This window comes from Micromonospora marina (assembly GCF_900091565.1).
Classification (GTDB): Bacteria; Actinomycetota; Actinomycetes; order Mycobacteriales; family Micromonosporaceae; genus Micromonospora; species Micromonospora marina.
Genome location: NZ_FMCV01000018.1, coordinates 21,401 through 48,195 on the forward strand (window position 1 = coordinate 21,401; position 26,795 = coordinate 48,195).

The window sequence follows — 26,795 nt, forward strand, 5'->3', positions numbered from 1 at the left end:
CATGCCCCGAGAGCATCTCACGTCCCTGCCCGGAACTCCCTGGCACGTATGGCGTTCCGCGTTGCTCCGGTCGGCCGGTTTTCCGGCCGGCGGAATGAGCCGGTTCGCCGCTCCGGCGCTCGCCGAGGCGGCCGACCGGCACCTGCGCGGGGACGGCGACGCGGCGCGGTTCGCGGCCGCGTTCGACGCCGCCGCCGCCGATCTCGGGCAGGCGGTCTACGACATCGCCTGCGACGACGCGTTCCGTACGGCGCTGACCTGGCAGAACCCGGCGGTCCTGCTCGCCGTCGACGCGATCCGGCGCGACGGGCCGCACGCTGCGCGCAACCTGCGTCGGCGGCACCGGGAGGAGGTGATCGCGAAGTACTGGCAGCGGTACTGCCTGAAGAACGACACGGTGGGCTTCTTCGGCCCGATCTGCTGGACCGAGCTGGGCGGCGGCGGTCCGATCGCGACAGTGCGTCCCGGCGCGGTGCTGACGCGTACCCGGAAGGTGTTCCTGGAGCGGTGGGGCCTGGACGCGCTGGCGGTGGCCTTCGCCCGCGTGCCCGGCGTGCGGGACTGGCTGCCGGTGCGGCTCGCCCCGCACCTGAGTCTGCGCGACCGCGTGCTGCGGCACCCGCACCACCCGCCGCAGACGCTGTCGGCGGCGACCGCCGCGCTGGTCACGCTGGCGCGGCGCGGACCGCGGGTGGCCGATCTGGTCGCCGCGCTGCTCGCGGACCCGGCGAGCGGCTTCCGCCGGGCCGCGGACGTGCACGCGCAGCTCGACGATCTGGCCGGGCGCGGCGTCCTGCGGATCGGCTTCGACCTGCCGGTCGACCTCACCGCCGAGGACGCGCTGCGCGAGCAGCTCGCCGCGATCGGCGACGACACGGCCCGCGAGCGGGTGCTCGGCGACCTGGCCACCATCAGCGGCCTCCGGGACGCGGTGGCCGCCGCCGACGGCCCGGACGCGCTGGCCGCGGCGATGTCCGCGCTGGACCGGCGGTTCGTGGAACTGACCGGCCGGGCCGCGCGGCAGCAGCCCGGCGAGGTGTACGCCGGGCGCACGCTCTGCCACCTGGAGACGGTACGCGACCTGGACGTCCGCTTCGGTGACGCGCTGCTGCAACGGCTCGCTCCGCTGGAACCACTGCTGCTGTCGGCGCGGTGGCTGACCGCGGCGATCGGGGCGGCGTACGCCGACGCGCTGGCCGCCCTCTACCGCGACCTGGCGGCGGAGTCGGCCACCGGGGACGTCCCCCTGGCCGACCTGTGGTTCCTGGCGCAGGCGGTGGTGTTCGCGGCGGACCCGCCCGCCGCTGCCGTCACCGCCGAATTCCTTGCCCGGTGGGCCAAGGTGCTGGGCCTGGCCGACGCCGATTCCGACGCCCGGGAGCTGCGGTTCGACGCCGCGGAGCTGACCGAGCGGGTCGCCGCCGCGTTCCCCGCCGACGCGCCGGGCTGGGCCGGCGCCCGGATCCACAGCCCGGACGTGCACGTGTGCGCCCCGGACGAGGCGGCGCTGCTACGCGGGGACTTCACAGTCGTGCTCGGCGAGCTGCACGTGGCCCTCGCCGCGTTCGACACGCACTTCTTCGCGTACGGGCACCCGGACCCGCGACGGCTGCGCGACGGGATGCGCGCCGACCTGCCCGGCGGCCGGGTGCGGCTCCTGCCGCCGGTGGACTGGCCCCGGCACACCGCCCGGATCGCGGAGTGGCTGCACGGGCCCGCCGACGCCCAGCTCGGGTTCGTCGACGCGCCCGGCGCCGACCCGGACCGGCTCGTGCCGATCACCGCCCTGACCGTGCGGCCGGACGACGACGGCACACCGGCGGCGCACGCCGACGACGGCCGCCGGTGGCCGCTGGTGGAGGTGTTCGCGCCGCTGTTCGACCACCAGGTGTTCGACACGTGGAAGCTGGCCGGCAACGCCGGGCGCACGCCGCGCGTCACAGTCGACGGCCTGGTGCTGGTCCGCGAGACGTGGCGCACCACTGTGGGCGACACCGGCCTGCACACGGTCAAGGGCGAGCGGGAACGCTACCTCGCGGTACGGCGCTGGCGGCTCGCGCTCGGCCTGCCCGAGCGGGTCTTCGTCCGGGTCGACACCGAACTCAAACCCAGCTACGTGGACCTGACCAGCGGCGTCTACACCCGGCTGCTGTGCACGCTGCTGCGCGGCGCGCACGCCAAGGGCGGCGACGGGGTCGGGCTCACCGTCACCGAACTGCTGCCCGGCCCGGACGACGCCTGGCTGACCGACCGGGCCGGCCGGGCGTACGCCTCGGAACTGCGGCTACAGATCGTCGACCCGGCGCAGGTGCGGTAGCCACTCGGTGGCGTCCGCCGGCGCGTCGGGGGTCTCGGTGTCGAACAGACGCAGCCGGCGTACGCCGTAGGCGCCCACCGCCACCACGGCCAGGGCCAGCCCGGACACCACGAACGCGAACCCGAGCCCCCGGCCGGGGCCGGTGCCGATCAGTGCGCCGACGCTTCCGGCCAGCGCGCCGCCCGGGGCGAACATCGGTTCCAGCAGCGACCCGCTCAGCGGCACCAGCACGGCGAAGCCCAGCGGCAACGTCGCCCAGGTCAGCGTCTGGATGATCGCCAGCACCCGGCCGTGGAACCGCTGCGGCACCTTCACCTGGATGATCGACAGGTAGATGCCGTTGTGCAGGCCCAGACCCAGCCCCACGCCGAAGCTGCCGAGCGCCACCAGCAGCAGGCTCGGGCGGACTCCGCTGAGCACCAGGCTGATCGCCACACCGAACGCGATGGCGATCAGCGCGGGCATCCGGCGCCGGGTCGGGCCGCCCCACACCGCGATGGCGAGTCCACCCAGGACGGCGCCGAGCGCCTCGGCGAACGCCACGGTGCCGACCTGGCCCATCGAGCCGAACGCGAGCACCATCGGCGGCACCAGCAGCAGGCTCGCCAGGCACAGGTTGTAGAGCGAGAAGAAGCCGAGCATGGCCCGGAAGCCCGGTTCCGCCCACGCCATCCGCGCGCCGCCGACCAGCTCGGCCAGGAACGGCTCCTTGCGGCGGCGGCCGAGCAGGTCGGGGAACCGCACCGCGGCCAGCACACCGATCGCCACCACGTAGCTGACGATGTCGATGACCAGGACTCCGGCCAGGCCGATCGCGGCGAGCAGGCCCGCCGCCAGCAGCGGCACCGCGAGCGAGCTGAGGCCGACCGCGAGCTGCGCGATGCCGTTGGCGTGCCCCAGGTAGCGTTTCGGCACCACCTGCGGGATCGCGGCGAGGTAGGTGATGCGTTGGAATACCGACGCCGCGCCGAGCACGCACACGAGCGTGTACACGGCCGCCAGCCCCAGCCGGTCGGTCCACAGCAGCAGCGCCAGCAACGCCTCCGCTGTCACCGCCGCCGCGCACGCGGCCAGCAGCACCCGGCGCCTGTCGAACCGGTCCGCGACGGCACCCGCCACCGGTAGCGTCAGCAGCGCCGGCAGGTAGGCGATCACCCCGGACAGGCCGAACCACAGCATCGACCCGGTCTCCAGGTAGACCCACACCGGCACCGCCCACTGGGTCAGCGCCGAGCCGGTCGACGAGATGAGCTGGCTGGCGGTGATCGCCAGGAAACGACGTACGCCCGGTTGCACGCCGGTCTCGGCGGTGACCGGATCGGTGCTGGTGGCGGCCAGTTGCCAGCCGTCACCCCGGAGCGGCGCGGCGGACGGCCCGGTGCGGCCGGGATGGGTGCGGGTGAGCACCTCGGCGAGCGCCTCGGCCCGCTGCTTGACGAAGTAGTGCCCGGCCTCGTCCAGGACCACGAGCGCGGTGGACTCGCCGAGGAAGCTCCACTCGCGGTACCGCTCCTCGTAGTACTCGGTGAGCACGTCGTGGGTGCCGACGACGGAGATCACCGGTGCGGGCACCCGGACCGGCTCACCGTCCAGCCACCCGGTGAACCGCTCCTGCGCCTCGGCGGCCTCCCGGCGTACGTGGTGGACGAACCGGTCGACCTGCGCCTGGTCCAGGTCGGCCAGCTCCGCGCCGATCGAGCGCAGGAACGTCTCGTACCGCCGGTCCGCGCCCCGCGAGTCGGCCCAGTCGACGAGCCGGCCGAGCATGTTGTCCGGCCGGGCGGTCGGGAACACGCCACCGGCGTAGATCGCCTCGATCGGGCGCCCCCGCTCGTGCAGTCGCCGGGCGATGCCGGTCAGCAGCGCGCCGCCGACGCAGTGGCCGTACAGGACCAGCGGCCCGTCCACCCGCTCCTGGATCTCGGCCACGCACCGCTCGACCAGCTCGTCGAAGGGCAGCTCGGTGTCGCGGACGCCGACGTCGTGGCCGGGGATCGCCACGGAGAACAGCGTGTGCCCGGCCGGCAGCGCGTCCGCGAGCGGCTGGTAGATGCTGGCGAGCCCACCGCCGTAGGGCACGCACACGTACGAGCGCACCCGCCGGCCCGCCGGGACCGGCCGGGTCAGCTCGTACAGCAGCGGACGCTGCCGCTCCTGGTCCGCCGGGGCGTCGATCAGCGCGGCCAGCCCCTGCACCGTCGGGTGCGCGAACACGTCCATCACGCCGACGTCGACCTGCCCGTACGCCTCGCGCAGCAGCGCCAGCATCCGGATCGCCAGCAGCGAGTGCCCGCCCAGCTCGAAGAAGTCGTCGTCCAGGCCGACCTCGGGCACACCTAGTACGTCGCGCCAGGTGGCGGCGACAGTCCGCTCGACCGGGGTCACCGGGGGACGACGCTGCGCGGGGGCGACCCCGGACGAGGGTGCGGGCAGCGCGGCGACGTCGAGTTTGCCGTTTCCGGACAGCGGCAACGCGTCGAGCGTCACGAACGCCGACGGCACCATGTACTCCGGCAGCCGCCGCTTCAACGCCGCCCGCAGTTCCGCCGGGTCCGGGGCCTCGCCCGTCAGGTACGCCACGAGACGCTGCTCGGCGGGCGTGGCGCCGCGCACGACGACGGCGGCCGAGCCGACGCCCGGCTGTTCGCGCAGCACCGCGGCGATCTCCCCCAGCTCGATCCGCAGGCCCCGAAGTTTCACCTGGTCGTCGATGCGGCCGAGGAACTCCAGGGTGCCGTCGGTGCGCCAGCGGGCCAGGTCGCCGGTGGCGTACAGCCGCCCGCCGGGCTCGCCGAACGGGTCGGGCACGAACGAGCCCGCGGTGAGTCCGGGGCGGTTCAGGTAGCCGCGGGCCACCTGCACCCCGCCGAGATGCAGCTGCCCGGCCACCCCGGCCGGCACCGGCCGCATCGCCTCGTCGAGCACGTATGCGCGGACGTTGCGGATCGGCCCGCCGATCGGCACCCGGGTCACGCCGGTCAGCGCGGCGGGCGTGGCCGCCCAGGCGGTGACGTCGATCGCCGCCTCGGTGGGGCCGTACAGGTTGTGCAGCGCGGCCGACGGGATCGCCGCGACGGCGCGGCGGGCCAGGTCCGCCGGCAGTTCCTCACCGCTGCACACGATCCGCCGCAGCGACCGGCAGCGGGTCGGGTCGGCCGGGCCGGCGGTGGACAGGAACGCGTCGAGCATCGACGGCACGAAGTGGACGGTGGTGATCCGCTCCCGTTCGATCAGCTCCCGCAGGTACGCCGGGTCGCGGTGCCCGCCCGGCGCGGCCAGCACCAGCCGGGCGCCCACGAGCAGCGGCCAGAACACCTCCCACACCGACACGTCGAACCCGATCGGCGTCTTGTGCAGCACCGCGTCGTCCGGGCCGAGCGCGAAGGCGTCCTGCATCCAGTCGAGCCGGTTGACGATCGCGGCGTGCTCGTTCACCACGCCCTTCGGCCGCCCGGTCGAGCCCGACGTGTAGATCACGTACGCCGCGTTGCCCGGTCCGGCGGTAGTGCCCCCGGCGGTGTGTGGCCCGTCCGGCCTGGTGTGCGGCCGGTCGGGCGTGGTGAGCGGCAGCACGGTGCCCGGGACGGTGAGCCCGTCCGGCACCTCGTCTGCGAGCAGCACCCGGGCGCCGGCGTCGGCGAGCATGAAGGCGAGCCGCTGCGGCGGGTGGTCCGGGTCCAGCGGCAGGTACGCCGCACCGGCCCGGTGGATGCCGAGCAGCCCGGCGACCAGTCGGTGGGAGCGCGGCTCGTGGACGGCGACGACCGACTCCGGTCCCACGCCGTACGCGAGCAGCCGCCGCGCCACCTGCTCGGCGGCGGCGGACAGTTGCGCGTACGTCATCCGGGTGTCGCCGTCGACCAGCGCGACCGCGTCGGGCGTGCGGCGGGCCTGGGCGTCGAACAGCTCCGCCAGGGTGGTCCGGCGTACCGGCGCGGCGGTGGCGTTCCAGCCGGTCAAGACCTGGGCGTGCTCGGCGTCCGACATGACCGGCAGCGCGTTCACCCGGGTCCGGGGCGCCGCCACGGCGGCGGCGAACAGCAGCAGGTAGCGGTCCGCGAACGCCTCCATCGCGGTGCGCTCGAACAGCGCGGTGCGGTACTCCAGCCGCAACTCGTCCCCGGCGATCTCCAGCGACAGGTCGTCCATGGCGCCGCCGAACGCCTCGCCCCGGCCGGTCGGCAGGTGGTGGAACGTGAGCTGGTACAGCGGCGGCACGCCCGGGTCGCGCCGTACCGCCAGCTCCTCGACGAGCTTCTGGAACGGCATGTCCTGGTGGTCGAGAGCGTCCAGCACGACCCGGCGGACCCGGCGGACGAGCGTCAGGAACGGTGGGTCACCCGACACGTCGACCCGCAGCACCAGCATGTTCATGAACATGCCGAGCAGCGGTTCCAGCTCGGCCCGGTCGCGGCCGGCCACCGGCATGCCCACCACCACGTCGTCGCTTCCGGACAGCCGGTGCAGCAGCGCGACGTAGGCGGCCAGCTGCACCATGAACGGGGTGGCGGCGGTCTGCTGGGACAGCTCCGGCAGCGCCGCCGTCACGTCGCCGGGCAGCGTGCGGCGGATGTCGGCGCCGTCGAACGTGAGCGTCGCCGGGCGCGGCCGGTCGGTGGTCAGCGCGTGCACGGCGGGCACGCCGGTCAGCGCCTCCCGCCAGTAGTCGCGCAGCTCGTCCCACCGGGGGCCGTCGAGGCGGTCGCGTTCCCAGGCCGCGTAGTCGGCGTACTGGACGGGCAGCTCGGGCAGGTCCGGCGCGCGGCCCGCGACGGCGGCGGCGCACAGCTCGGTCAGTTCGGCGCGCAGGTGGAGCAGGGACGTGCCGTCGAGGATGACGTGGTGCCCGGCGAACAGCAGCCACCAGGTGTCCGGGCCGAGCCGTAGCAGCCGGGCCCGCCACAGCGGGGCGGCGTCCATCGGCAGGTCGAGACCTGCGTACTCGGCGACGATCCGGGCGCGGGCGGCCTCCCGCTCCGGCTCGGGCAGCACGGACAGGTCGGTGACCGGCAGCTCCACCGGGACCGTGGGGTGGATGTCCTGGTAGAGCCGCCCGCCGTCCAGGCGAAGCGTGGTGCGCATGGCCTCGTGCCGGTCGGTGACCGCCCGCAGCGCGGCGAGCGCCTGCGCCGGCCCGGCGCCCGGCGGCAGGGTGACCGCGTCGGTCATCGTGAACAACGGCTGACCGGGGCTGAGCTGGGCGGTGAACCAGACCCGCTCCTGGGCGTACGAGGCGGGAACGGTGTAGACGTCGCCCACCGAGGTGACGTCGTGGCGCGACTCGGTCATCCCGGCCGTCCCGGCCGGCGCAGGCGCGGGATGGGCGCCTCGACCGGTGGAGCGGCGCGCAGCGACTCGATCCGGGCGGCCATCGCCGCGACTGTTGGCGCGTCGAACAGCACCCGCATCGACAGCCGGGCACCCACCGCCTGCCGGATCCGCAGCACCAGCTGCGCGGCCACGAGCGAGGTGCCGCCGAGGCGGAAGAAGTCGTCGTGCGGGCCGACCTCGGCCACGCCCAGCACGTCCCGCCAGATCCGGGCGACCGTGGCGGTCAGGTCCCCGTCGGCGGCGGTCACCGTCGAGGTGGTGGCCGCCGTGGCCGAGGCGAGCCGCCGCTCGTGCCCGGCGACCGCCTCCACGGTGTAGGCGCCGACCGCCACCGAGCCGGTACGCCCCTCGGCGAGGACCCGCAGCGCCGCCCGCACTGCCGCATCCGGTGCCAGCCCGTCGTGGCCGGGTACGCCCTCGTCCCGCCACGCGCCCCAGGCCACCGACAGCACAGGCGCCCGCCAGCCGTGCGGGCTGCGTGCGTACGCGTCGAGGAACGCGTTGGCGGCCGTGTCGTCGGCGCGGCCCAGGCCGCCGGCGAGCGCTGTCACCGAGGAGCTGAGCAGCACGAAGTCGAGCGGCAGGTCACCGAAGACCGCGCGCAGCGCCAGCGCGCCGGTGACCTTCGGCAGCAGTTCGGCGGCCGCCTCGGCCGGTCGCGACCCGGCGGACAGCCCGGTGTCGGGCAGCCGCGCGGCGTGCACGATGCCGTCGAGTCCGCCGAGGTCGTCCTCGATGCCGGCGCGTACCGCCCGCAGCGCGTCCACGTCTGTCACGTCGGCGCGCACGTGGCGGACCTGCGCCCCGGCCCGTTCCAGCGCCTGGACCAGGTCCGGCCGGGCGGTGCGTCCGACCAGGACCAGCCGCGCGCCCCGGCGGGCCAGTTCGGCGGCGAACGCCCCGCCCACCCGGCCCAGCCCGCCGGTGATCAGGTAGCGCCCGCCGTCGCGCACCACCGGCCCGGTACGCCGGCGCGGCGGCGCCGCCGCGAACCCGCGGGTCCAGCGGCGCCCGCCCAGCCGCAGCGCGACCGCCTCGGCCCGCTCTGCGCCGAGCAGTTCGTCCGCCAGCGCGTCCGCGCCCGGATCGGCCGGGTCGGCGTCGACCCAGTGGCAGCGCAGGCCCTGACGTTCCAGCGGCACCGAGCGCACCACCCCGGCCACCGTGGCGTGTTCCGGGCGCAGCAGGTCGACGCCGGTCACGTCGGCCGTGCCGGCGGTCACCACGTCCAGCGCCACGTCGGCGGCCGGCAACGCCTCCAGCAGCGTCAGCAGCGCGAGGTACCCGTGTTCCTGGGCCGCCGTCACGGCGCCGACGCCGGTGCCGGCCGGGTCGCCGTCGAGCGCCCACGCGTGCACGATCCGGGCGGCCCGGCCGTCGTCGGCGCACTCGTCGAGCAGGCGCTGGTGGTCGGCGACGCCGGCCGGGCGCAGCCGGTAGCCGTCCGGGCGGACCGCGAAGGCCGGTCCGGGCCGGACCACCGTGACGTCCGCGCCGCGCTCGCGCAGCCGGTCCCCGAGCGCCTCGCCGCGCTCCCCGGCGACGAACAGCAGCAGCGGCCCGGGCGCCTCGCCGGGCGCGGCGTCGGGCAGTTGACGCCAGACCGGCACCTCGACCACGCCGTCGTCGTACCGCTCTTCGGTGGCCGGCGCGGCGGGTGCCGCCACCGGCGCCGGATCGATCCAGTGCCGGGCGCGCTGGTACGGGTAGCCGGGCAGCGGCACCCGGCGCGGCGTGCCGGACGCGGGCACCCGCACCGGAACCCCGGCCGTCCACAGCCGGCCCGCCGCCTCGTACGCGGTCTGCCGGTCGGTAAGCCGCTCCCCCGGCGCGGGCAGTGTACGCAGCGGCGACCGGGCACCCGCCGGCAGGCTGAGCCGGGCGAGACCGGCGAGCTGCCGGCCGGGGCCGCACTCCAGGAGCAGCAGGTCCTCGGCGGCGCCGGTCGCGGCGAGCGCGGCCACCGTGGCGCCGAACCGGACCGGGCGGCACATCTGGTCGGCCCAGTACGCCGGGTCGGTGATCTGCTCGTCGGTGAACGGCGCGGCGGTCGCGGCCGAGAACACCGCCAGGTCCGGCGCCCGGCGCGGCACCGCCGCCACGAGCGCCGCGAAGTCGTCGCGCACCGCCGCCAGCAGCGGCACGTGCATCGCGTACGGCGACCGCAGCGGCGTGCAGCCGATACCGCGCTCGCGCAGGAGGACCTCGGCGGCGGCGACCGGTTCCGGCGCGCCGCCCACCACACAGGTGTGCGGGCCGTTGCTGATCGCCACCGCGACACCGTCGGGCAGCAGCGGCGCGATCTCGTCGGCGCCGCGCTGCACGGCGAGCATCCGGCCCTCCGGTGCGGCCTGGACCAGGCGGCCCCGGGCGGCGGCGAGCCGCAGCGCGTCCGGCAGGTCGAACACCCCGGCCACCGTCGCGGCGACCAGTTCGCCGACGGAGTGGCCGATCAGCGCGTCGGGCGTGACGCCCCAGTGCCGCCACAGCGCCGCCAGCGCGTACTCGACGGCGAACAGCGCGGGCTGCGCCACCGCCGGTCCGGCCAGCCGTTCGTCCGCACCGGGTCCGGCGTCGAAGATCATCTCGTTCGCGTCCCAGCCGAGGACCGCGGCGCACTCGTCCACGGCGGCGGCGAACACCGGCTCGGTCGCGGCCAGGTGCGCGCCCATGCCGGGGTGCTGCGCGCCCTGACCGGGCAGGAGCAGGCCCACCCGGGGCGGCGCCGCGGCGTCCCCGGTGGCGCGGCGCTTCGGGTCGGTGAGCGCCGCCGCAGCGCGGGCCCGGTCGACGGCGACGACGGCGGCGCGGTGCCGGTGGGCCGGCCGGCCCTCCCGCAGCGTGTACGCCACGTCGCGCAGCTCCACATCGGGCGCGCCGGTGAGCCGCTCGGCCAGCCGGGCACAGGCGGCGGCCAGCCCGTCGGGGGTCGCGGCCGACACCTGGAGCAGCTCGCCGCCGCCGTGATCCGGCTCCGGGGGTACGCGGGGCGGCGCCTCCTGGAGCACCAGGTGCGCGTTGGTTCCGCCCAGGCCGAGCGAGCTGACGCCGGCCCGCAGCGGTCCCTCGCCCTCCGGCTCCCACTTGGTCAACGTGGACACCACGTAGAACGGGCTCGCCTCGATGCCGATGTCGGGGTGCGGCCGGTCGTGGTTGACGGTGGGCGGGATGAGCCGGTGCCGCATCGACAGCACGGTCTTGATCAGGCCGATCACACCACCGGCCGCGCTGAGGTGACCGATGTTGGCCTTGGTGGACCCGACGCCGCACCAGCCGCGCTCGGCGGTCCGCCGCCCGTACGCGGTGCTCAGCGCCGCCAGCTCGATCGAGTCGCCGAGGACGGTGCCGGTGCCGTGCGCCTCGACGTAGCCGACCGAACGCGGGGCGACGCCGGCGACCGCGAGCGCCTGCGTGACCACCTCCACCTGCCCGGTGACGCTCGGCGCGGTGAAGCTCGCCTTGGCCGACCCGTCGTTGTTCACCGCGTTGCCGATGACCAGCGCCCGGATGTCGTCGCCGTCGGCGATCGCGTCGGAGAGCCGCTTGAGCACGACCACGCCGACGCCGCTGCCGTAGACGGTGCCGTCGGCGTCCGCGTCGAACGGGCGGCAGTGCCCGCCGGCGGAGGTGTAGCCCTCGTCGGCGACGTACCCGACGCCGTGCGGCAGTTCCACGCACACCCCGCCGGCCAGCGCCGTGTCGCACTCGCCGCTGCGCAGCGCCTCGGCGGCCAGGTGCACCGCGACGAGCGACGACGAGCAGGCGGTCTGCACGGTCATCGCCGGGCCGCGCAGGCCGAGCCGGAACGCGACGGCGCTGGCCAGGTAGTCCGGCTTGTTGCCGAGCGACACCCGCAGCTCACCGGCGTCCGCGAGCGCCCGCGGGTTCCGCCGGACGTTCAGCCACTGGTACAGGTCGGCGTTGCCGCCCGCGTACACGCCGATCTCGCCGTCGTAGCGAGCCGGGTCGCAGCCGGCGTCGGTGAGCGCGGCGTGCGCGTGTTCCAGGAACAGCCGCTGCTGCGGGTCGGTCAGCTCCGCGTCCCGCGGACTCATCCCGAACAGCTCCGCGTCGAACCGGTCCACGCCGTCGAGCACGGCGGCCACCGGCACGTACGCCGGGTCGTCGAGCTGCTCGGCGGTGACACCCCGGGCCAGCAGCTCCGCGCGGGTCAACCGGGTCAGCGACTCGGCGCCGACGACCAGGTTGCGCCAGAACTCCTCCGCCGACGCCGCCCCCGGTACGCGCAGGCTGAGCCCGACGATCGCGATCGGCTCCACTGTCTCGTTCGTCACGCCATGACCTCCGGCTCGGCCGAATCGCTGATGTGCAGGCGCAGTTCGCTGGCGTACCGGCGGCCCGCGGCGTCGGGCAGCCACGCCTGCCCGGGCACGGGCAGCAGCTCCGACACCGTCACGGCCACGTCGTCGCCACCGGCCCGCCGGGCGGCGCGCAGCAGCAGGCAGAGCCGGTTCGCGTAGACCGGGCTGCTCAGGTCCACGTAGGCGGGTTTGAGTTCGGTGGCCACCCGGACGAAGACCCGCTCCGGCAGGCCCAGCGCGGCCCGCCAGCGGCGGACCGCCAGGTAGCGCCGCGCCTGGTCGACGGCGTCGGCCAGGCCGGTCGCCCCGACGGTGGTGCGCCAGGTCTCCCGCGCCAGCACCAGCCGGTCGACTGTCACCCGGGGGTTGTGCGGGCGGTCGGTCATCAGCTTGAACGCGTCGCCCGCGTGCACCGCGATCAGGTCGGAGAACACCTCGACCAGCGGCCAGCGCGTGCCGTCCGGACCGGTCGCCACCAGCACGCCGTCCACCTCGGACACGATCGCCGCGTTCGCCGGCACGAGCCGGTCGCGCGGTGCGCCGGGCGCGTCGGCGAACGCGAGCCGGTGGTCGTCCGGCCCGGACAGGGACGCCGACAGCCGCCCACCGACGCGGGGGAAGTCGACCGGGTAGAGCGGGCGCAGCCGCCGCGGGCCCAGGTCGGCCGCGTACGCGCGCCGCAGCCGCTCCACGTCGGGGTGACAGTGCGTGAACAGCTCGGCGTTGAACGTGGCGTACGCGGCGTGCAGCTCGCCGAGCACCGCCCCGAACTCGCCGGCGGCCAGCGCCTCGGGCGACTCGGCGAACAGTTGCAGGTCCGGGCTGTGCACCCGGCCCGCGCTCCAGCCGGGGCGCGTCGCCGGGAACTCGGCGGCCACCCGGGGCGCCAGCTCGGCCGCGCCGAACCGCAGACGGGCCGTCCCGGCTGGTAGTCCGGCCAGCCCGAGCACCCGCTCCCAGCGGGCGGCGAACTCGGCGGCGACCCGGTCCACCGGCCGGTCGCCGGGCCCGAACAGCGGCCCCTGCGCGACGAACCACAGGTCACCGAGCCGGACCTGCCCGTCGCCGCGCAGGTCGTCGTACAGGTCGCGCAGCGCGTCGCCGTACGCCGTGGCCAGTTCGGCGGTGAGCCAACGCGCCGCCCGCAGCGGCAGGGCCAGCGCCGGGGCCAGCGCGTCGAGCAGGCCGCCGCCGACTGTGAGGTCCACGTCGCGTGCGGTCTCCTCGTGGCACAGCGCCCGCCCGGCGTAGTTCTGCCCGGCCCGGCGGCGCGGCGGCAGCCCGGTGAGCGCGGTGAACTCGGCGTCCAGCGCGGACAGCGCGCCGGTGAGCGCGGCCGGGTCACCGGCGGCACCGGCGACCCGGGTCCGGGCGGCGGCCAGCCGGTCCAGCCCGGCCAGCGCCCGTGCCCGGCAGTCCGGCTCGCCGATCGCGGCGATCCGCTCCCGCAGGCGGTCCTGCGCGGAGAGCCCCTGCGGCAGGTCGAAGTCCCAGCGCAGCAGCCCTCGTTCGACGAGCTGCGCGAGCAGGAGGAAACCCTCCTCGGCGCGGCGTACGCCGGTGTGCCCGTCGCGCACCAGGTCGTCGACGACGTCCCGGGCCGGGCGGGTGCCGTCGCACCGGCCCAGCGCGATCGACTCGCTCAACGACACCTGTTCCGGGCGCTGGGCGGGCCGGTGCACGACCCGGCCCTCCAGGTGCGTGTGCGGCGCCCGGACCGGGGCGAGCCACTGCCGGACCCGCGGGTCGGCGGCGAGCCGGTCGGCGTACGCGGCGAGCGCCCAGTGTTCGAGGTGGACGGCGCGGCGGCGGAGCAGCCCGGGGCCGGGCACGGCGGTGACGCCCGGCGCGCCGGGTGTCAGGGTGCCCCAGCACACCGGCCCGAAGAAGCCGATGGTCTCGCACTTGGCGACGTAGCGCTGCCAGTACCCGGCGACGACGTTCTCCCGGCCCCGGCGTCGTACGTTGCGTGGCGCGTCCGGGCCGTCGCGGACCAGCCCGTCCAGCGCCACCAGCGCCTCCGGGTTCTGCCAGGCGACGGCCTCGCGGAACAGCGGGTCGGCCGCGATCCCGCACAGCGCCGCCGACGACGCCCGGACGGCTGTGGCGTACGCGGCGGTGAACGCCGCCTCGTCCAGGTCACCGGAGAGGTGCCGGTCGGCGGCGTCGGCGCAGTCCGGCGCGGCGAACCGGTCCAGTCCGTCGGCGGGGAACCCGGCGCTGCGCAGCAGCACGTCCCGCCACACCGACCAGCCGGTGTCGCCGAGGGGGACCAGGTACGTCACCGCGGCTCCTCCTCCGCCGCCGGGCGGCGCTGGACCCGCTGACGGCGCAGCGCGCCCCGGCGCGCTGCGCGTTCCACCGCCTCGTCCCCGGCGTCCTCGCCCGGCGCGCTGACGCTGTCCAGATGCGCGGCGAGCGCACGGACGGTCGGGTGGTGGAACAGGTCCACGACCCGCAGGCTCGTGCCGAGCAGCCGGTTGAGCTGCCGTTGCACGACCGCGACCGCGAGCGAGCCGCCGCCGACGTCGAAGAAGCTGTCGGTCGCGGCCACCTCCGGTACGCCGAGCACGTCGCACCAGACCGAGGCGATCCGCCGCTCGGTGGCGGTGGCCGGGCGGGCCGCGGGCAGCCCGGCGCGGCCTCCGGCCCGGTTCACCCGGGCGACGCGGGACACGTCGCCGGCCGTTCCGGCTTCGACGGCGGTCCAGGCGGGCAGCTCCGCCACCGGCCGCTCCGGGTCGGCGGTGCCGGCACGCAGCAGCCGCTCGACGTCGGCGAGCACCTCGGTGACCAGGGCCTCGCCGTAGACGTCCGGGTTGAAGACGATCTCCACGCGCAGCCGCCCGTCCCGGGTGATGCCGTAGAGCGTGAGGTCGAACGGGGAGCCGGGCGCGGGCACCGGCACCGGTTCGGCGGTCAGGCCGGCCAGGTCCAGCCGGGGTTCGTCGAACGTGTACATGTTGAACAGCACCTGCACCAGCGGGCTGCGGTCGAGCAGGCCGCCCAGGCCGAGGCCACCGACGATGCGTTCGACGGGCGCCTCCGGGTGGGCGAGCGCGGCGAGCAGTTCCTCCCAGGCGGCGCGGACGTGCGCGGCGAAGCCCGCCCCGGGCGTCTGGCGCAGCCGCAGTGGCGCGATCTCGATGAAGAAGCCGACCATCGGTTCGAAGTCGGCGGCCCGCCGGTCCACTGTGGGGGTGCCGACCACCAGGTCGGGCAGGCCGGCACGCCGGGCCAGCACCAGCGCGAACGCGGCGAGCACGACGGCTGCCGGGGTCGCGCCGAGCCCGGCGGCGAGGTCGGTGAGCGCGGCGGTGGCGGCCCGGTCCAGCCGGGTGCGCACCGTCGCGCTGGTGTAGGTCTGTTCGGCCGGCCGGTCCCGTCCCCCGGGTAGGCGCAGCACCGCCGGTGCCCCGGTCAGGTGGTCCAGCCACCAGTCGAGGTCGGCGGCGGCGCGGCGCCGGGACCGGTCGGCGCGCCAGGCCACGTAGTCGCCGTACGTGGCGGGCAGCGGCGGCAGCGGCGGCCCGCCCCCGAGCGCGGCCCGGTACGCGGCGGCGAGGTCGGCGTAGAACAGCGACTGGGACCAGCCGTCGAACACGGCGTGGTGGGCGTAGACGGCCAGCACGTGCTCGTCGGCGCCGGTGCGGATCAGCTCGGCCCGCCACAGCGTGTCGGTGGCCAGCGCGAACGGTGTGGTGGCGTGCGCCGCGAGGTGACCGGCGAGGTCCGTGCCCGGGTCGAGGTCGCGCACCGGCAGCGGCACCGGCGTCGGCGGGTCGGCGACCGCGTACGGCACGCCGTCGCGCTCCGGGATGCGCCAGCGCAGGATCTGCTGGCGCTCCGCGACGGCGGTGAGCGCGGTGGCGAGCGCCGCCACGTCGAGCGGGCCGGTGAGCCGTTCGGCGAACGCGACGTTGTACGCCGACGCGGCGGCCGGGAAGTAGCGGTCGAGGAACCACAGCCGCTGCTGCGCCGGGGACAGCGCTGGTGGCCGTCCCCGGACGACGGGGGCCGGGCCGGTCCGGGCGGCGGCGTCGGCGCGGGCGGCGATGCCGCGCGGCGTCCGCCCGGCCAGCACGTCCTCGATGGCGAGGTCGCGGCCGAGCCGTTCGCGCAGGTCGGCGACCAGCCGCATCGCCGTGATGGAGTGCCCGCCGTGGTGGAAGAAGTCGTCGTCGCGGCCGACTGCGGGCACGTCCAGCAGCGCGGCCCACGCCTGCGCCACGAGGCGTTCGGTGTCGGTGGCGGGCGGCTCGCCGGACGGGGCGGCGGCCGGTCCGGCGACGTCGAGCGCGGCCAGCCGCTCGGTGTCGATCTTCCCGTTGATGGTGATGGGCAGCGCGGGCAGGGTGCGCATCCGGGCCGGTACGGCGGCGGGCGGCAGCAGCCGGTGACAGTGGTCGCGCAGTTGGGCCACGTCCAGGCCGGTCGCCACGTACGCGACGAGTTCCTGACCGCCGGGGCCGGCGCGGACCTGGACGCTGGCCAGGTCGACGTCCGGGTGGCGGCGCAGCACCGCTTCGACCTCGCCCAGCTCGATCCGCTGCCCCCGGATCTTGACCTGCCGGTCGGCCCGGCCGAGGAACTCCAGGTTCCCGTCCGGCAGCCACCGGGCCAGGTCACCGGTGCGGTACAGCCGCTCCCCCGGCTCGCCGGAGAACGGGTCCGGGAGGAACCGTTGCGCGGTACGGGCGGCGTCGAACAGGTATCCGCGGCCCAGCCCGGGACCACCGGCGAGCACCTCGCCGATCTCCCCCGGGCCCACCTCGCGCAACGCGTCGTCGACCAGGTGGATGCGATGGTTCGCGGCGGGCCGCCCGATCGGGATGGGCCGGGTCCACTCGCCGCTGCCCTCGAACCAGGTCACCAGCACCGTCGCCTCGGTCGGGCCGTACACGCTGATGAAGCGGCGTCCGCCCGCGGTCCAGCGGCCCACCTGTTCCGGGCCGGTCGCCTCGCCGCCGGTGACGACCAGCCGTACGCCTGGGAGCCGGCCCGGGTCCAGCAGCGGCAGGATCGGCGGCGGCAGCACCACCACGTCGACGGACTGCTCGGCGCAGATCCGGTAGAGCCGGGTCGGGTCGGCCCGTTCGGCGTCACCGGCGAGCACGACGGTGCCCCCGGCGGCGAGCGGGGCGAGCATGTCGGCCACCGACGCGTCGAACCCGATCGACGCGAACGCCAGGCACCGGGTCGCCGCGTCGAACCCGCAGAACTCCGCGATCGAGGTGACCTTCTCGGTCAGCGCCCGGTGCTCGATCACCGCGCCCTTCGGCTGCCCGGTCGACCCGGACGTGAACATCGCGTACGCGGTGGTGCCGAGCGTCGCCGGGGTCGGCTGCCAGAGCGCGGTGCCGGCGGGGACGTCCAGCACGGTCCGGCCGGTGAACGCCCCGCCGACGGGCGTACCCACCACGACGCGCAGGCGGGCCTCGGCGGCCAACTCCCGCAACCGTCCGGGTGGCAGCGCCGGGTCGAGCGGGACGTACCCGGCACCGGCCGCCTGCACGCCGAGCAGCGCGACCACCAGGTCCGGGCGGCGGTCCACGCAGACCCCGACCAGGTCGTCCGCGCCGACGCCGTGGGCGCGCAGCGACGCGGCCAGCGCGGCGGCCCGGCCGACCAGGTCGGCGTAGCTCAACGTCCGTTCGCCCTGCACCACGGCCGGGGCGCCGGGACGCCGCCGGGCGTGCGCCGCGACCAGGTCGGGCAGGCACTCCTGCGGGAAGGGCAGCTCGGGACCGGTCATCGTCGCGCCTCGATCCAGTGCCGGGTCCGCCGGAACGGGTAGCCGGGCAGCGGCACCCGCCGGCCGGGCGGCACGGGCAGGTCGGCACCGGCGCGCCAGGCACGGACGGCCTCGTCGCCGTCCACCGGGTCGCCGGCCGCGAGCGCGGTCAACCCGGTCACCGCCTCCCCCGCGTCGGCGCAGGCGACCGCGTCCCGGTACGCCAGCCGCCGCCGTCCCACCGCGAGCGTGTGCGCCACGTCGGCCACCGCCAGGTCGCCCTCGGCCAGCCGGACGGCCAGCCGCCGGGCCAGTTCCCGCAGCGCCGCCGGGCTGCCCGCGGACAGTCCCAGCACCACCGGGCCGGGTGCCCCGGCGTCCGGCCGGTCCGCCGCGGTTGCGGGCTCGACCAGCACGTGCGCGTTGGTGCCGCCGAGACCGAACGAGCTGACGCCCGCACGCCGCTGTCCGGCCCACGGCCGGGTCTGCGCGTCCACCTCGGCGCCCGCGGCGGCCAGGTCGACGTCGTCGTGCGCGGCGGCGAAGTGCGCGGTGCCCGGCACCTGTCCGGTGCGGACCGCGTACACGGCCTTGATCAGGGAGAGCACGCCCGCCGCGGCGTCCAGGTTGCCGAGGTTGCCCTTCACCGAGCCGAGCAGCAGCGGGGCGCGGGCGCCCCGGCGTACCCGGGTCAGCGCGTCCACCTCGATCGCGTCGCCCACCGGCGTGCCGGTGCCGTGCCCCTCCAGGTAGCCCACGTCGGCCGCGTCCCACCCGGCCGACGCCAGCGCCTCCGCCATCACCGCCGCCTGACCGGACACGCCCGGCACGGTGAAGCCGGGCCGGTCGGCGCCGTCGTTGTTCACCGCCCACCCGGCCAGCACGGCGTACACGTGGTCGCCGTCGGCGCGGGCGTCGGCGAGCCGCTTGAGCACCACCGCCCCGGCGCCGTTGCCGAACACCTGCCCGGTGGCGGCGGCGTCGTACGGGCGGCACACCCCGTCGGTGGCCAGCAGCCCACCGGGCCGCAGCCGGTAACCGGCCTGCCGGGTGGAGACCACCGCCGCGCCGCCCGCGATAGCCACGTCGCAGCGGTAGTCCAGCAGGCTCTGCCCGGCCTGGCACACCGCGACGAGCGCTGTCGAGCAGGCGGTCTGGACCGCCACGGCCGGGCCGGACAGCCCCAACGCGAACGCGGTCCGCGTCGGCAGGTAGTCGCAGCCGGAACCGGTCAGCGCGTCGTCCCAGTCCTCGGCGAGCGCGCCCGTCGCCGGGGCCAGCGCGGCATTGCCGAGCAGGTGGTGGTGCAGGTAGCGGTTGGGCGCGCACCCGGCGAACACGCCGATCTGGGCCGGGTCGCGGTCCGGGTCGATCCCGGCGTCCTCCAGGGCGTGCCAGGCGACCTCCAGGAACAGCCGGTGCTGCGGGTCGAGCAGCGCCGCCGCCGCGGCGGGATAGCCGAACAGGTCCGCGTCGAAGCCGTCCAGGTCGTCGAGCCGGCCGAACGCCGGCACCCAGTCCGGGCCGGTGGGCGTGCCCTTCCCCACCGGGGTCCGGTGCACCGAGTCCACTCCGGCCAGGAGGTTGCGCCACAGCGCCTGCGCGTCGGCCGCGCCGGGCACCCGGCAGGACAGGCCCACCACCGCGATCCGGTCGTCCTCGCTCACGCCCGTCCCTCCCCGCCGCCGGCGGCCCGCGCGGCGGCGCGGCGGGCCATCCGGCGGCCGACCGCGGCCAGCCGGCCGTCCTCCGGTACGCCCGCGGCGTCCCCGGGCCTGGCCAGGTGCGCGGCCAGCGCCGCCACCGTCGGGAACTCCACCAGCCGGGCCAGCGGCACCCGGCGGCCGAGGTGTTCCTCCAGGTACCCCTGCACCAGGGCGAGCTGGAGCGAGTGCCCACCCGCTTCGAAGAAGTTCACCAGGCGGTCCACGGCGGGCAGTCCGAGCACGGCGCACCAGCCCGCGGCGATGGTCTGCTCGACCGGTCCGGACGGCGGCCCCCCGGCGTCCGGGCGTCCGGCGTCCGGGTCGGGCAGGGCGGCCTGGTCGAGCTTGCCGGTCGGCCCGATCGGCAGCTCCGGCACCGCCACCACCGCCCGGGGCACCATGAAGTCCGGCAGTACGGCGGCCAGCCGTTCCCGCAGCGCTGCCGTCTCGACGAGCGCCCCGGCCACACCGACCACGTACGCGACGATCTCCTGCTCGCCCGCGCCGGACGCATCGTGCCGCGCCACCACCGCCGCGCGGGCCACCCCGGGTAGCGCCGCCAGGCACGCCTCGATCTCGCCCAGCTCCACCCGGTGGCCACGGATCTTCACCATCCGGTCACCGCGACCCAGGTAGACGAGCATGCCGTCGGGCAGCCGCCGCGCGACGTCCCCGGTCCGGTACGCGCGCACCCCGTCGTGCTCGGCGAACCGGGCCGCGGTCAGCTCCGGCAGGCCCAGGTATCCGAGCGCGACGTGCGGGGTCCGCACGACCACCTCGCCGGTGAGGCAGACGGGACGTCCGGCCGGGTCGGTCAGCACCACCTCGACGTCCGGCAGCGGATGCCCGATCGGCACGACCGCCCGCTCCGGGTCCACGCCCGGCGGCAGGTGGTGCTGCGCGGCGAAGCTGATCTCGGTGGTGCCGTACCCGTTGACGAACACCACGCCCGGCGCGAACGACCGCCGGGCCAGCACCACGTCGTGCCGGGTGACCTCCTCGCCGCCGAGAACCACGGCGCGGACCGACGGCAGCCGCCCGCGCTCGCCCAGACTCGCCACCACGTACCGGAAGACGGTCGGGGTGGAGTGGTAGACGGTCACCCCCCGATCGGCGAGCGCACCGGTCAGGTGACCGAGGCCGTGCGTGCGGACGTCGACCGGCACGGCGGCGGCGCCGGACAGCAGCGCGCTGAACGTGTCGGTGACCGCCATGTCGTAGCCGAACGAGGTGAGCACACTCGTGCGGTCGTCCGGCCGGACGGCGAAGTTGCGCACGTGGTTGCGGACGCCGAACAGCACGTTGCGGTGGCTCTGCACCACGCCCTTCGGCTTGCCGGTGGACCCGGAGGTGTAGAGCACGTACGCCGGGTCGTCCGGTCGTGCGGGCCCGGTCGGCGCCGGCACGGCGGGATCGCCCCGGCGCGTCGTCACGACCGGTAGCCGCAGCCCGGCGTCGGCCGCGAGCGCGGCGGCCCGCCCGGCGTGGTCGGGATCCGCGACGATCGCCCGGACTCCGGCGTCGCGCAGCATCGCGGCCAGCCGGGCCGCCGGGTACGCCGGGTCCAGCGGCACGTACGGCGACCCCGAGGCCAGCGCCGCCAGGATGCCGGTGATCGTGGCGACGCCGTGGCGGCACAGCACCGCCACCGGTGCCGCGGCGTCACCGGGCCCGGCCAGCGCCTCGGCGGTCGCGGCGACTGCGGCACCGAGTTCCCGGTAGGTGACAGTCGCGTCGTCGGCGAGCACCGCCGGCCGGTCCGGGTACGCCCGCACCGCCGCCGCGAACGCCGCCGGGACGGTGTCGCCGCGTACCCGATCGGCCTCGGTGCCGTCGCCGCCGTGCAGCCGCCAGAGTTCCGGGGCCGGGCGCCGCTCGTAGCGGGCCGACGGCAGCACCCCCGCCGAGGCGGCGTCCGGATCCAGGGTGGACAGGACGTCGGCCAGGTCGGCGCGGAGGTCGTCGGCGTACTCGGCGGGCAGCCCGGACACGGCGACGCCGGCCAGGTCGGTACTCACCTCGACGGTGGCGTCGACCGGACGGCCCGGCGGTGCCGGGCGCACCGACCGGCACAACTCCCGGATCGGCGCGTCCACGGTCAGGTCCAGCGTCACCGGATCGTCGCCGTGCCGAAGCGTCACCACCGGGGATCCGGTGTACCGGCGAACCACCAGAGCCGTGGCGGTGAGGACGACGGCGGCCGGGTCGACGCCCGCGGCGTGCGCCCGGGCGGCGAGCCACGGCGGCAGGCCGAGCGGGTGGGGCGGTGCCGGGCTCACCGCTGGTCCAGGACGGCGGCGACCACGTCGGCGAGCGTGGACACCTCGGCGTCCGCCTCGGCGACGCGGAAGTCGTCGCAGTAGCTGCCGGTGCCGTGCACCACGATCTCGTACCCGGCCGGCACCAGACCCCGGTCGACGGCGTTGCAGACGCCGGTCAGCGCCATCAGGATCGACCACTCCCGTAGCCGCTCCGGGTCGTCGGGCAGCGACAGGCCGGCGTTCGCGAGCCACTGCCGGGCGGCCGGATAGCGCCGCACGCACTCGCGCCGCGACACCACGACGCCGTCGCCGCCGTGCCGTTCGATGAGCGCGTTCATCGCCGTGGAGGTCACCGGGCGGTGGGTGTAGAACGTCGGGTCGAGAACCTCGGCCGGGTCGTCGGTGACCGCCGGGAAGCGCAGGTCGGCGTCCTGCGTCCAGACGCCCCGGCTCTCGTCGAGCGTGTACGCCGGGCAGTCGCGCCGCTCGAACGAGCCGTGGCGCAGGCTGAGCACCATGTCCGGCGTGCCGAGGTGCTGCACGAGCAGGAAACCGGGCCGGTCGGCCGGATCGGCGTCGCCGGCCGCCTCCAGCACGTCGCGGCCCAGGTTGTAGCCGAGCAGGCCGAACGCGCTGGACACGGCGTGGGCGTGCCAGCGCGCACCGGTGGCCGGCGACACGTCGGCTTCGAAGGCGGCCCGAGCGGCGTCGGCGACCAGGTAGTTGCGCAGATCCAGCGTGTACCAGAGCGTGACGCCGTGCTTGTCGTGGACGGTGCCGGCGTACTCGTCGACGAACGCGCGGCCGAGCGCCTTCACGCCCTCCGGGTCCGCGCCGGTGTACCGCAGCAGCGGGTTGACCGCACGGGTCGCCGGGTCGGCGGCGAGCGCGTCGTGGCGGAACTTGTGCCGCGTCGCCGCCGGCGCCAGCACCACGATGGACAGCTGCTCCGGCGTGACCAGCCCGGCCGCGTACGCGCGGGCCACCGAGTCGCGCAGCGCCACGCCCTTGTTGCCGGAGGTCGGGGTGACGATGCACAAGCGCTCGCCGGTGCGCCGGATGTGTTCCACCGCCCGGCCGACGATCACCAGGGAGGCGAACGTCTTCGTGGTCCGGGTGCCCGGGTTGGCGGTGAGGTCGAGCATCGTCAGGTCGTGCCCGCCGTAGTGGCCCAGCGGGGACCAGCCGACCGTGGCGGCGGCGTAGAACTCGCGTACCGCGGGGGTCAGCTCGGGCAGGTCGAAGCCGGGCGCGAAACCGGGTGTGCCGGGCGCGTCGCCGGGGACCGCGCCGCACCGCCGCACCGCCGACGCGATGACGTCGTAGTAGTCGGTGATCATGTTGCGGGTGGCCGGGGTGGTCACTGTCATCGGGGTTCCTCCAACACACTCCGGGCCGGTGCCGGCGGCACCGTTCGCAGATGGTCACGCAGGGCGGTGAACCGGCCGGCGACCTCGGGCAGCTCGCTCGCGTGCCAGCCGCCGGCCAGGTCGGGCCGGTACGCCGCCAGCGCCGCCCGGGCGCGCTGCGGGTAGCTGACCTGGCCGCCGCCGACCTCGACGCCGTCGCGGCGCCCGGCGGCCGTGTTCCACGCGACCGCCTGCGCCACCGGCAGCTCGGCGGGCAGCCGCAGCTCGGTCCGGCCACCGGTGAGCCGGACCGGGTAGCCGCCCGGGAGTCCCAGCGGCCCGGGCAGGCTCGCCGTCACCTCGTCACCGGTGGCGAGCGCCGCCACCAGGGCGGCCCCGGCGTGTCCGGCGAGCGAGTTCAGCTCCGGCCGGGGCAACGCGCGGTAGCCGGCGAGCAGCCCGGTGACGTCCGGGACGGGCCGGCCGTCCAGCCAGGCGCGTACCTCGGCGGTGTCGTCGCCGTCCGGGCCGGGCGCGGCGAGGTGGGCGTGGTGACCGAGCACCGCGAGCCGGCGCGGCCCGGGACGCCCGAGCGCGGCGTCCAGGCACGCGGCGAGCGTCGCCACGTTGCCGATGCCGCAGCGCACCGGCAGGTCCAGCGCGGCGAGCAGCGGGTTGACCGCGTCCGGGAACGCGCCGTTGACGAGCGTCGCGCCGGGCGCGCCGACCACGAGAGCGGCGGCCAGCCGGGACACCAGCTCGGCCTGCAACGCCAACGTCACCCCGAAGCCGGCCGCGGCGATCAGGTCCGTCCAGGCCGACGGTGCCGCCGCCCGCTCGTACGGCGACTGCGCGGACACGGCGCAGACCAGCACGTCGGGGCGGAGCCGGGCCATCGAGGCGGCGTCGGCGGCGTACCCGTCGCCCGGGCCGACGGCGGGCTCGGCGGTGAACGGCCGGGCGGTGAGGTCGACCGGGGTTCCGGCGACTGCGGCGCGCACCCGCGCGGCGCGGGCGAGCGCGAGTGCGGCGTCCGGGTCGCGGGCCAGGACCGTCACGCGCAGCGGCGCCGGGGTGCGCGTCGCGGCCAGCGCGTGGCACAGTGAGCGGGCCAGCCGGCCGGCGCCCACCACGACGACGTGCCGCGCGTCAGCGGGCCCGGCTGACATCGCGTCCCGCCTCGGTGACCCGGTCGACCCAGTCGGCGAACGACCCGGCACGCAGGCAACTCGCCGGGGACACCTCCAGCCCGGCCATCTCCCGTACCCGCAGCGCCATCCGCAGCGCGGTCAGCGAGTGCCCGCCGAGGGCGACGAACGTGTCGTCGTCCTGCACCGCGTCGACGCCGAGCGTGGCCCGCCACGCCTCGCGCAGCTTGTCGGTGAGGTCGCTGCCCCGGTCCGGGGCGGGTTCGGTGGGCCGGGGCGGTGGCGGTGGCAGCTCCAGCCGGGCGACCTTGCCGTTGGGCAGGCGCGGCAGCCGGTCGACCAGGACGATCTGGTCCGGGCGCATCGCGGGCGGCAGCGCCGAGGCCAGGTGTCCCTGGAGCAGCCCGATGGTCAGCAGATGGTCGGCGGGCTCGTCCCGGGGGGTCGCGGCGGGCGGCGGGTCCTGCGGCCGTACGGCGTAGACGTAGCTGACGTCGGCGTCCGCACCGACGTTCCAGTCGCCGATGTCGTGCACCTCGAACCCGGCCGCGCACAGCAGCTCGCGCACCTGCGGCGTGGTCACGCTGCTGCGCTCGACCTCCAGGCAGACCTGGCGGATCCGGGGCCAGTGCTCGGGACGCAGCCCGCGCAGCACGCCCAGCTCGGCACCCTCGGTGTTGATCTTCAGCAGGTCGACGCGGTCCAGCTCGAAGCGGTCCAGCAGGTCCGACAGCGTCACCGTCGGCACCACGTGCGCCACCGGGGCGAGGCGGCGGCGGGCGTCCGCCAGGAGCGCCGCCTGCTCGGTCTCGTCGGCGTCGCCGCCACCGTTGCGGTAGTGCGACCGGACCAGGTCGGAGGCGGCGCCGGCGCGGTCGGCGCCGAGCCCGGACAGGTAGCTCAGCGCCGGGAAGGAAGTCAGCTCGGCGGTGCCCGCCGCGTCGGTCACGGCGGCCTCGACGACCGACGCGGACCCGGCGTAGAGGCCCAGGTTGGCGCGCAGGTACGGCAACGTGTCCGGGTTCGGCTCGACCGCGACCAGGCGCACGTCACGCGCCTGCCGGGACGCCCAGAGCGAGAACAGCCCGATGTTGGCGCCGACGTCGAGGACCACCGCGCCGTCGCCGACGCGGACACCGAAACGGGCGTACTCGGACTGGTCGAAGATCTGCCGGTAGAGGAAGACCGCCTCGTCCGGCGACGCCGCGGTGACCGCCATGCCGTTCGGCAGCGGGAACCGCGGCAGCCCGCCGACCGCCGGGGCCCGCCGCGGCTGCGGCACCACGTACCCGACCAGACGCGGGCCGTCGTCGGTGTCCGGGACGGTCACCACCACCGCGTCGTGCACGGCGGGATGCGCGCGCAGCACGGCGGCCACCTCGCCCGGCTCCACCCGGACCCCCCGGATCTTGACCTGGTCGTCGGCCCGGCCGTGGAACTCCAGGAAACCCGGCGGCGCGATCCGCACCAGGTCACCGGTGCGGTAGAGCCGCGCGCCCGGCCGCGCCGGGTCGGGGCGGAAGCGCTCCGCCGTCCGCTCGTCGTCGCGCAGGTAGCCCAGCCCGACCGCGACCCCGCCGATCCACAGCTCGCCGGTCTCGCCCGCGGGCACCGGCCGCAGGTCGTCGTCGAGCACGTGGGCGGTGACGCCGTCGATGACCCGGCCGATCGGGGCGATGCTGCCCGCGTACGGCTCGGCGCAGTCCCAGTAGGACACGTTGATCGAGGTCTCGCTCGGGCCGTACCCGTTGAACAGCTCGCACGGCAGCACCTCGCGCAGCCGCCGGACCAGCCGCATGTCCAGCGCCTCGCCGCCGCACAGCACCCGCCGCAGCGTGACGCAGCCGGCGAACTCCGGCTCGTCGAGCACGTGCCGCAACATGGTCGGTACGAAGTGCGCGGTGGTGACCGACTCCCGCTGGATCAGCCGCACCAGGCCGAGACTGTCGAACTGCAGGCCCGGCCCGGCGACGACCACGGCGCCGCCCGCGATCAGCGGGGAGAGGATCTCGTGCACCGACGCGTCGAACCCGATCGACGCCTTGTGCAGCACCCGGTCGTCGGCGGTGAACCCGAACCGGCGGTGGCCCCAGACCAGCCGGTTGACCAGCCCGGCGTGGTGCAGCACGACACCCTTGGGCCGGCCGGTGGAGCCGGAGGTGAACAGCACGAGCGCGGCGTGCTCGCCCGGCGGCAGCCAGCCGGTGCGGTCGGTCAGGTCGGCCGGCGACCCGGCCCGCGCGGTACGCACGTCCCGCCAGCCGGTGGACGCGGGCGCGGCGACGGCGGGCGGACGGTCGGCGTACAGGACGAGCCGGGGCGTGGCCGCCGCGAGCATCTGCTCGGCCCGGCCCGACGGCAGCTCGGGGTCGACCGGCACCGCGACCGCGCCCACCGCGAGCGTCGCCAGCAGCGACGTCACGTAGTCGGCGGACAGGTTCAGGTGCAGGCCCACCAGGTCACCCGGCCGCACGCCGGACCGGCGCAGCAGCTCGGCCGTCGCGCCGACCCGCTCCCACAGCGCCGCATAGCTCAGCTCGCCGTCCGGGCCGACGATCGCGGGCCGGTCGCCGTCGGCGCCGGCGGGCCGGTGCACCAGGTCGGTCAGGTAGCGCGGGCCGGTCATC

General features: G+C 76.3%; 10 protein-coding genes. 1 reads left to right on the plus strand and 9 read right to left on the minus strand.

What is annotated here, in order from left to right; all coding sequences use genetic code 11:
• The first annotated feature begins 1 nt into the window (after position 1).
• Complete coding sequence (locus GA0070215_RS19640) at positions 2 to 2,317, plus strand: lantibiotic dehydratase (RefSeq protein ID WP_091048314.1); 2,316 nt, start codon at positions 2 to 4, stop codon at positions 2,315 to 2,317.
• Here GA0070215_RS19640 and GA0070215_RS19645 read toward each other — a convergent pair.
• The 9 genes from GA0070215_RS19645 to GA0070215_RS19685 are packed head-to-tail and all read right to left on the minus strand — an operon-like array spanning position 2,285 to position 26,794.
• Entirely contained in the window at positions 2,285 to 7,606 is a 5,322-nt protein-coding gene (locus GA0070215_RS19645; protein WP_091048318.1) for a non-ribosomal peptide synthetase/MFS transporter, read from the minus strand. The genes GA0070215_RS19640 and GA0070215_RS19645 overlap by 33 nt on opposite strands.
• The gene (locus GA0070215_RS19650) at positions 7,603 to 11,943 is read right to left on the minus strand and encodes a type I polyketide synthase (RefSeq protein WP_091048321.1); all 4,341 of its coding nucleotides are present in this window, start codon (positions 11,941 to 11,943) and stop codon (positions 7,603 to 7,605) included. The genes GA0070215_RS19645 and GA0070215_RS19650 overlap by 4 nt, the downstream gene beginning before the upstream one ends.
• Positions 11,940 to 14,255 carry a lantibiotic dehydratase gene (locus GA0070215_RS19655; protein WP_018786859.1) on the minus strand — a complete coding sequence of 772 codons (2,316 nt, stop codon included), beginning with the start codon at positions 14,253 to 14,255 and terminating at the stop codon, positions 11,940 to 11,942. The genes GA0070215_RS19650 and GA0070215_RS19655 overlap by 4 nt, the downstream gene beginning before the upstream one ends.
• Positions 14,252 to 17,725 carry a non-ribosomal peptide synthetase gene (locus tag GA0070215_RS19660; RefSeq protein ID WP_091048324.1) on the minus strand — a complete coding sequence of 1,158 codons (3,474 nt, stop codon included), beginning with the start codon at positions 17,723 to 17,725 and terminating at the stop codon, positions 14,252 to 14,254. The genes GA0070215_RS19655 and GA0070215_RS19660 overlap by 4 nt, the downstream gene beginning before the upstream one ends.
• Entirely contained in the window at positions 17,722 to 19,371 is a 1,650-nt protein-coding gene (locus tag GA0070215_RS19665) for a beta-ketoacyl synthase N-terminal-like domain-containing protein (protein ID WP_018786857.1), read from the minus strand. The genes GA0070215_RS19660 and GA0070215_RS19665 overlap by 4 nt, the downstream gene beginning before the upstream one ends.
• Positions 19,368 to 21,689: a non-ribosomal peptide synthetase gene (locus GA0070215_RS19670; protein ID WP_091048328.1), complete on the minus strand. Its 2,322-nt coding sequence runs from the start codon at positions 21,687 to 21,689 to the stop codon at positions 19,368 to 19,370. Before GA0070215_RS19670 ends, GA0070215_RS19665 begins: the two co-directional genes overlap by 4 nt.
• Positions 21,686 to 23,041 (minus strand): DUF6002 family protein, encoded by a 1,356-nt coding sequence (locus GA0070215_RS19675; protein WP_026268236.1) that lies wholly within the window; start codon positions 23,039 to 23,041, stop codon positions 21,686 to 21,688. The genes GA0070215_RS19670 and GA0070215_RS19675 overlap by 4 nt, the downstream gene beginning before the upstream one ends.
• Positions 23,038 to 24,189, minus strand: a complete 1,152-nt coding sequence (locus GA0070215_RS19680) for a potassium transporter TrkA (protein WP_091048332.1) — start codon at positions 24,187 to 24,189, stop codon at positions 23,038 to 23,040. The genes GA0070215_RS19675 and GA0070215_RS19680 overlap by 4 nt, the downstream gene beginning before the upstream one ends.
• Complete coding sequence (locus GA0070215_RS19685) at positions 24,170 to 26,794, minus strand: amino acid adenylation domain-containing protein (protein WP_091048510.1); 2,625 nt, start codon at positions 26,792 to 26,794, stop codon at positions 24,170 to 24,172. The genes GA0070215_RS19680 and GA0070215_RS19685 overlap by 20 nt, the downstream gene beginning before the upstream one ends.
• Position 26,795: the final 1 nt, after the last annotated feature.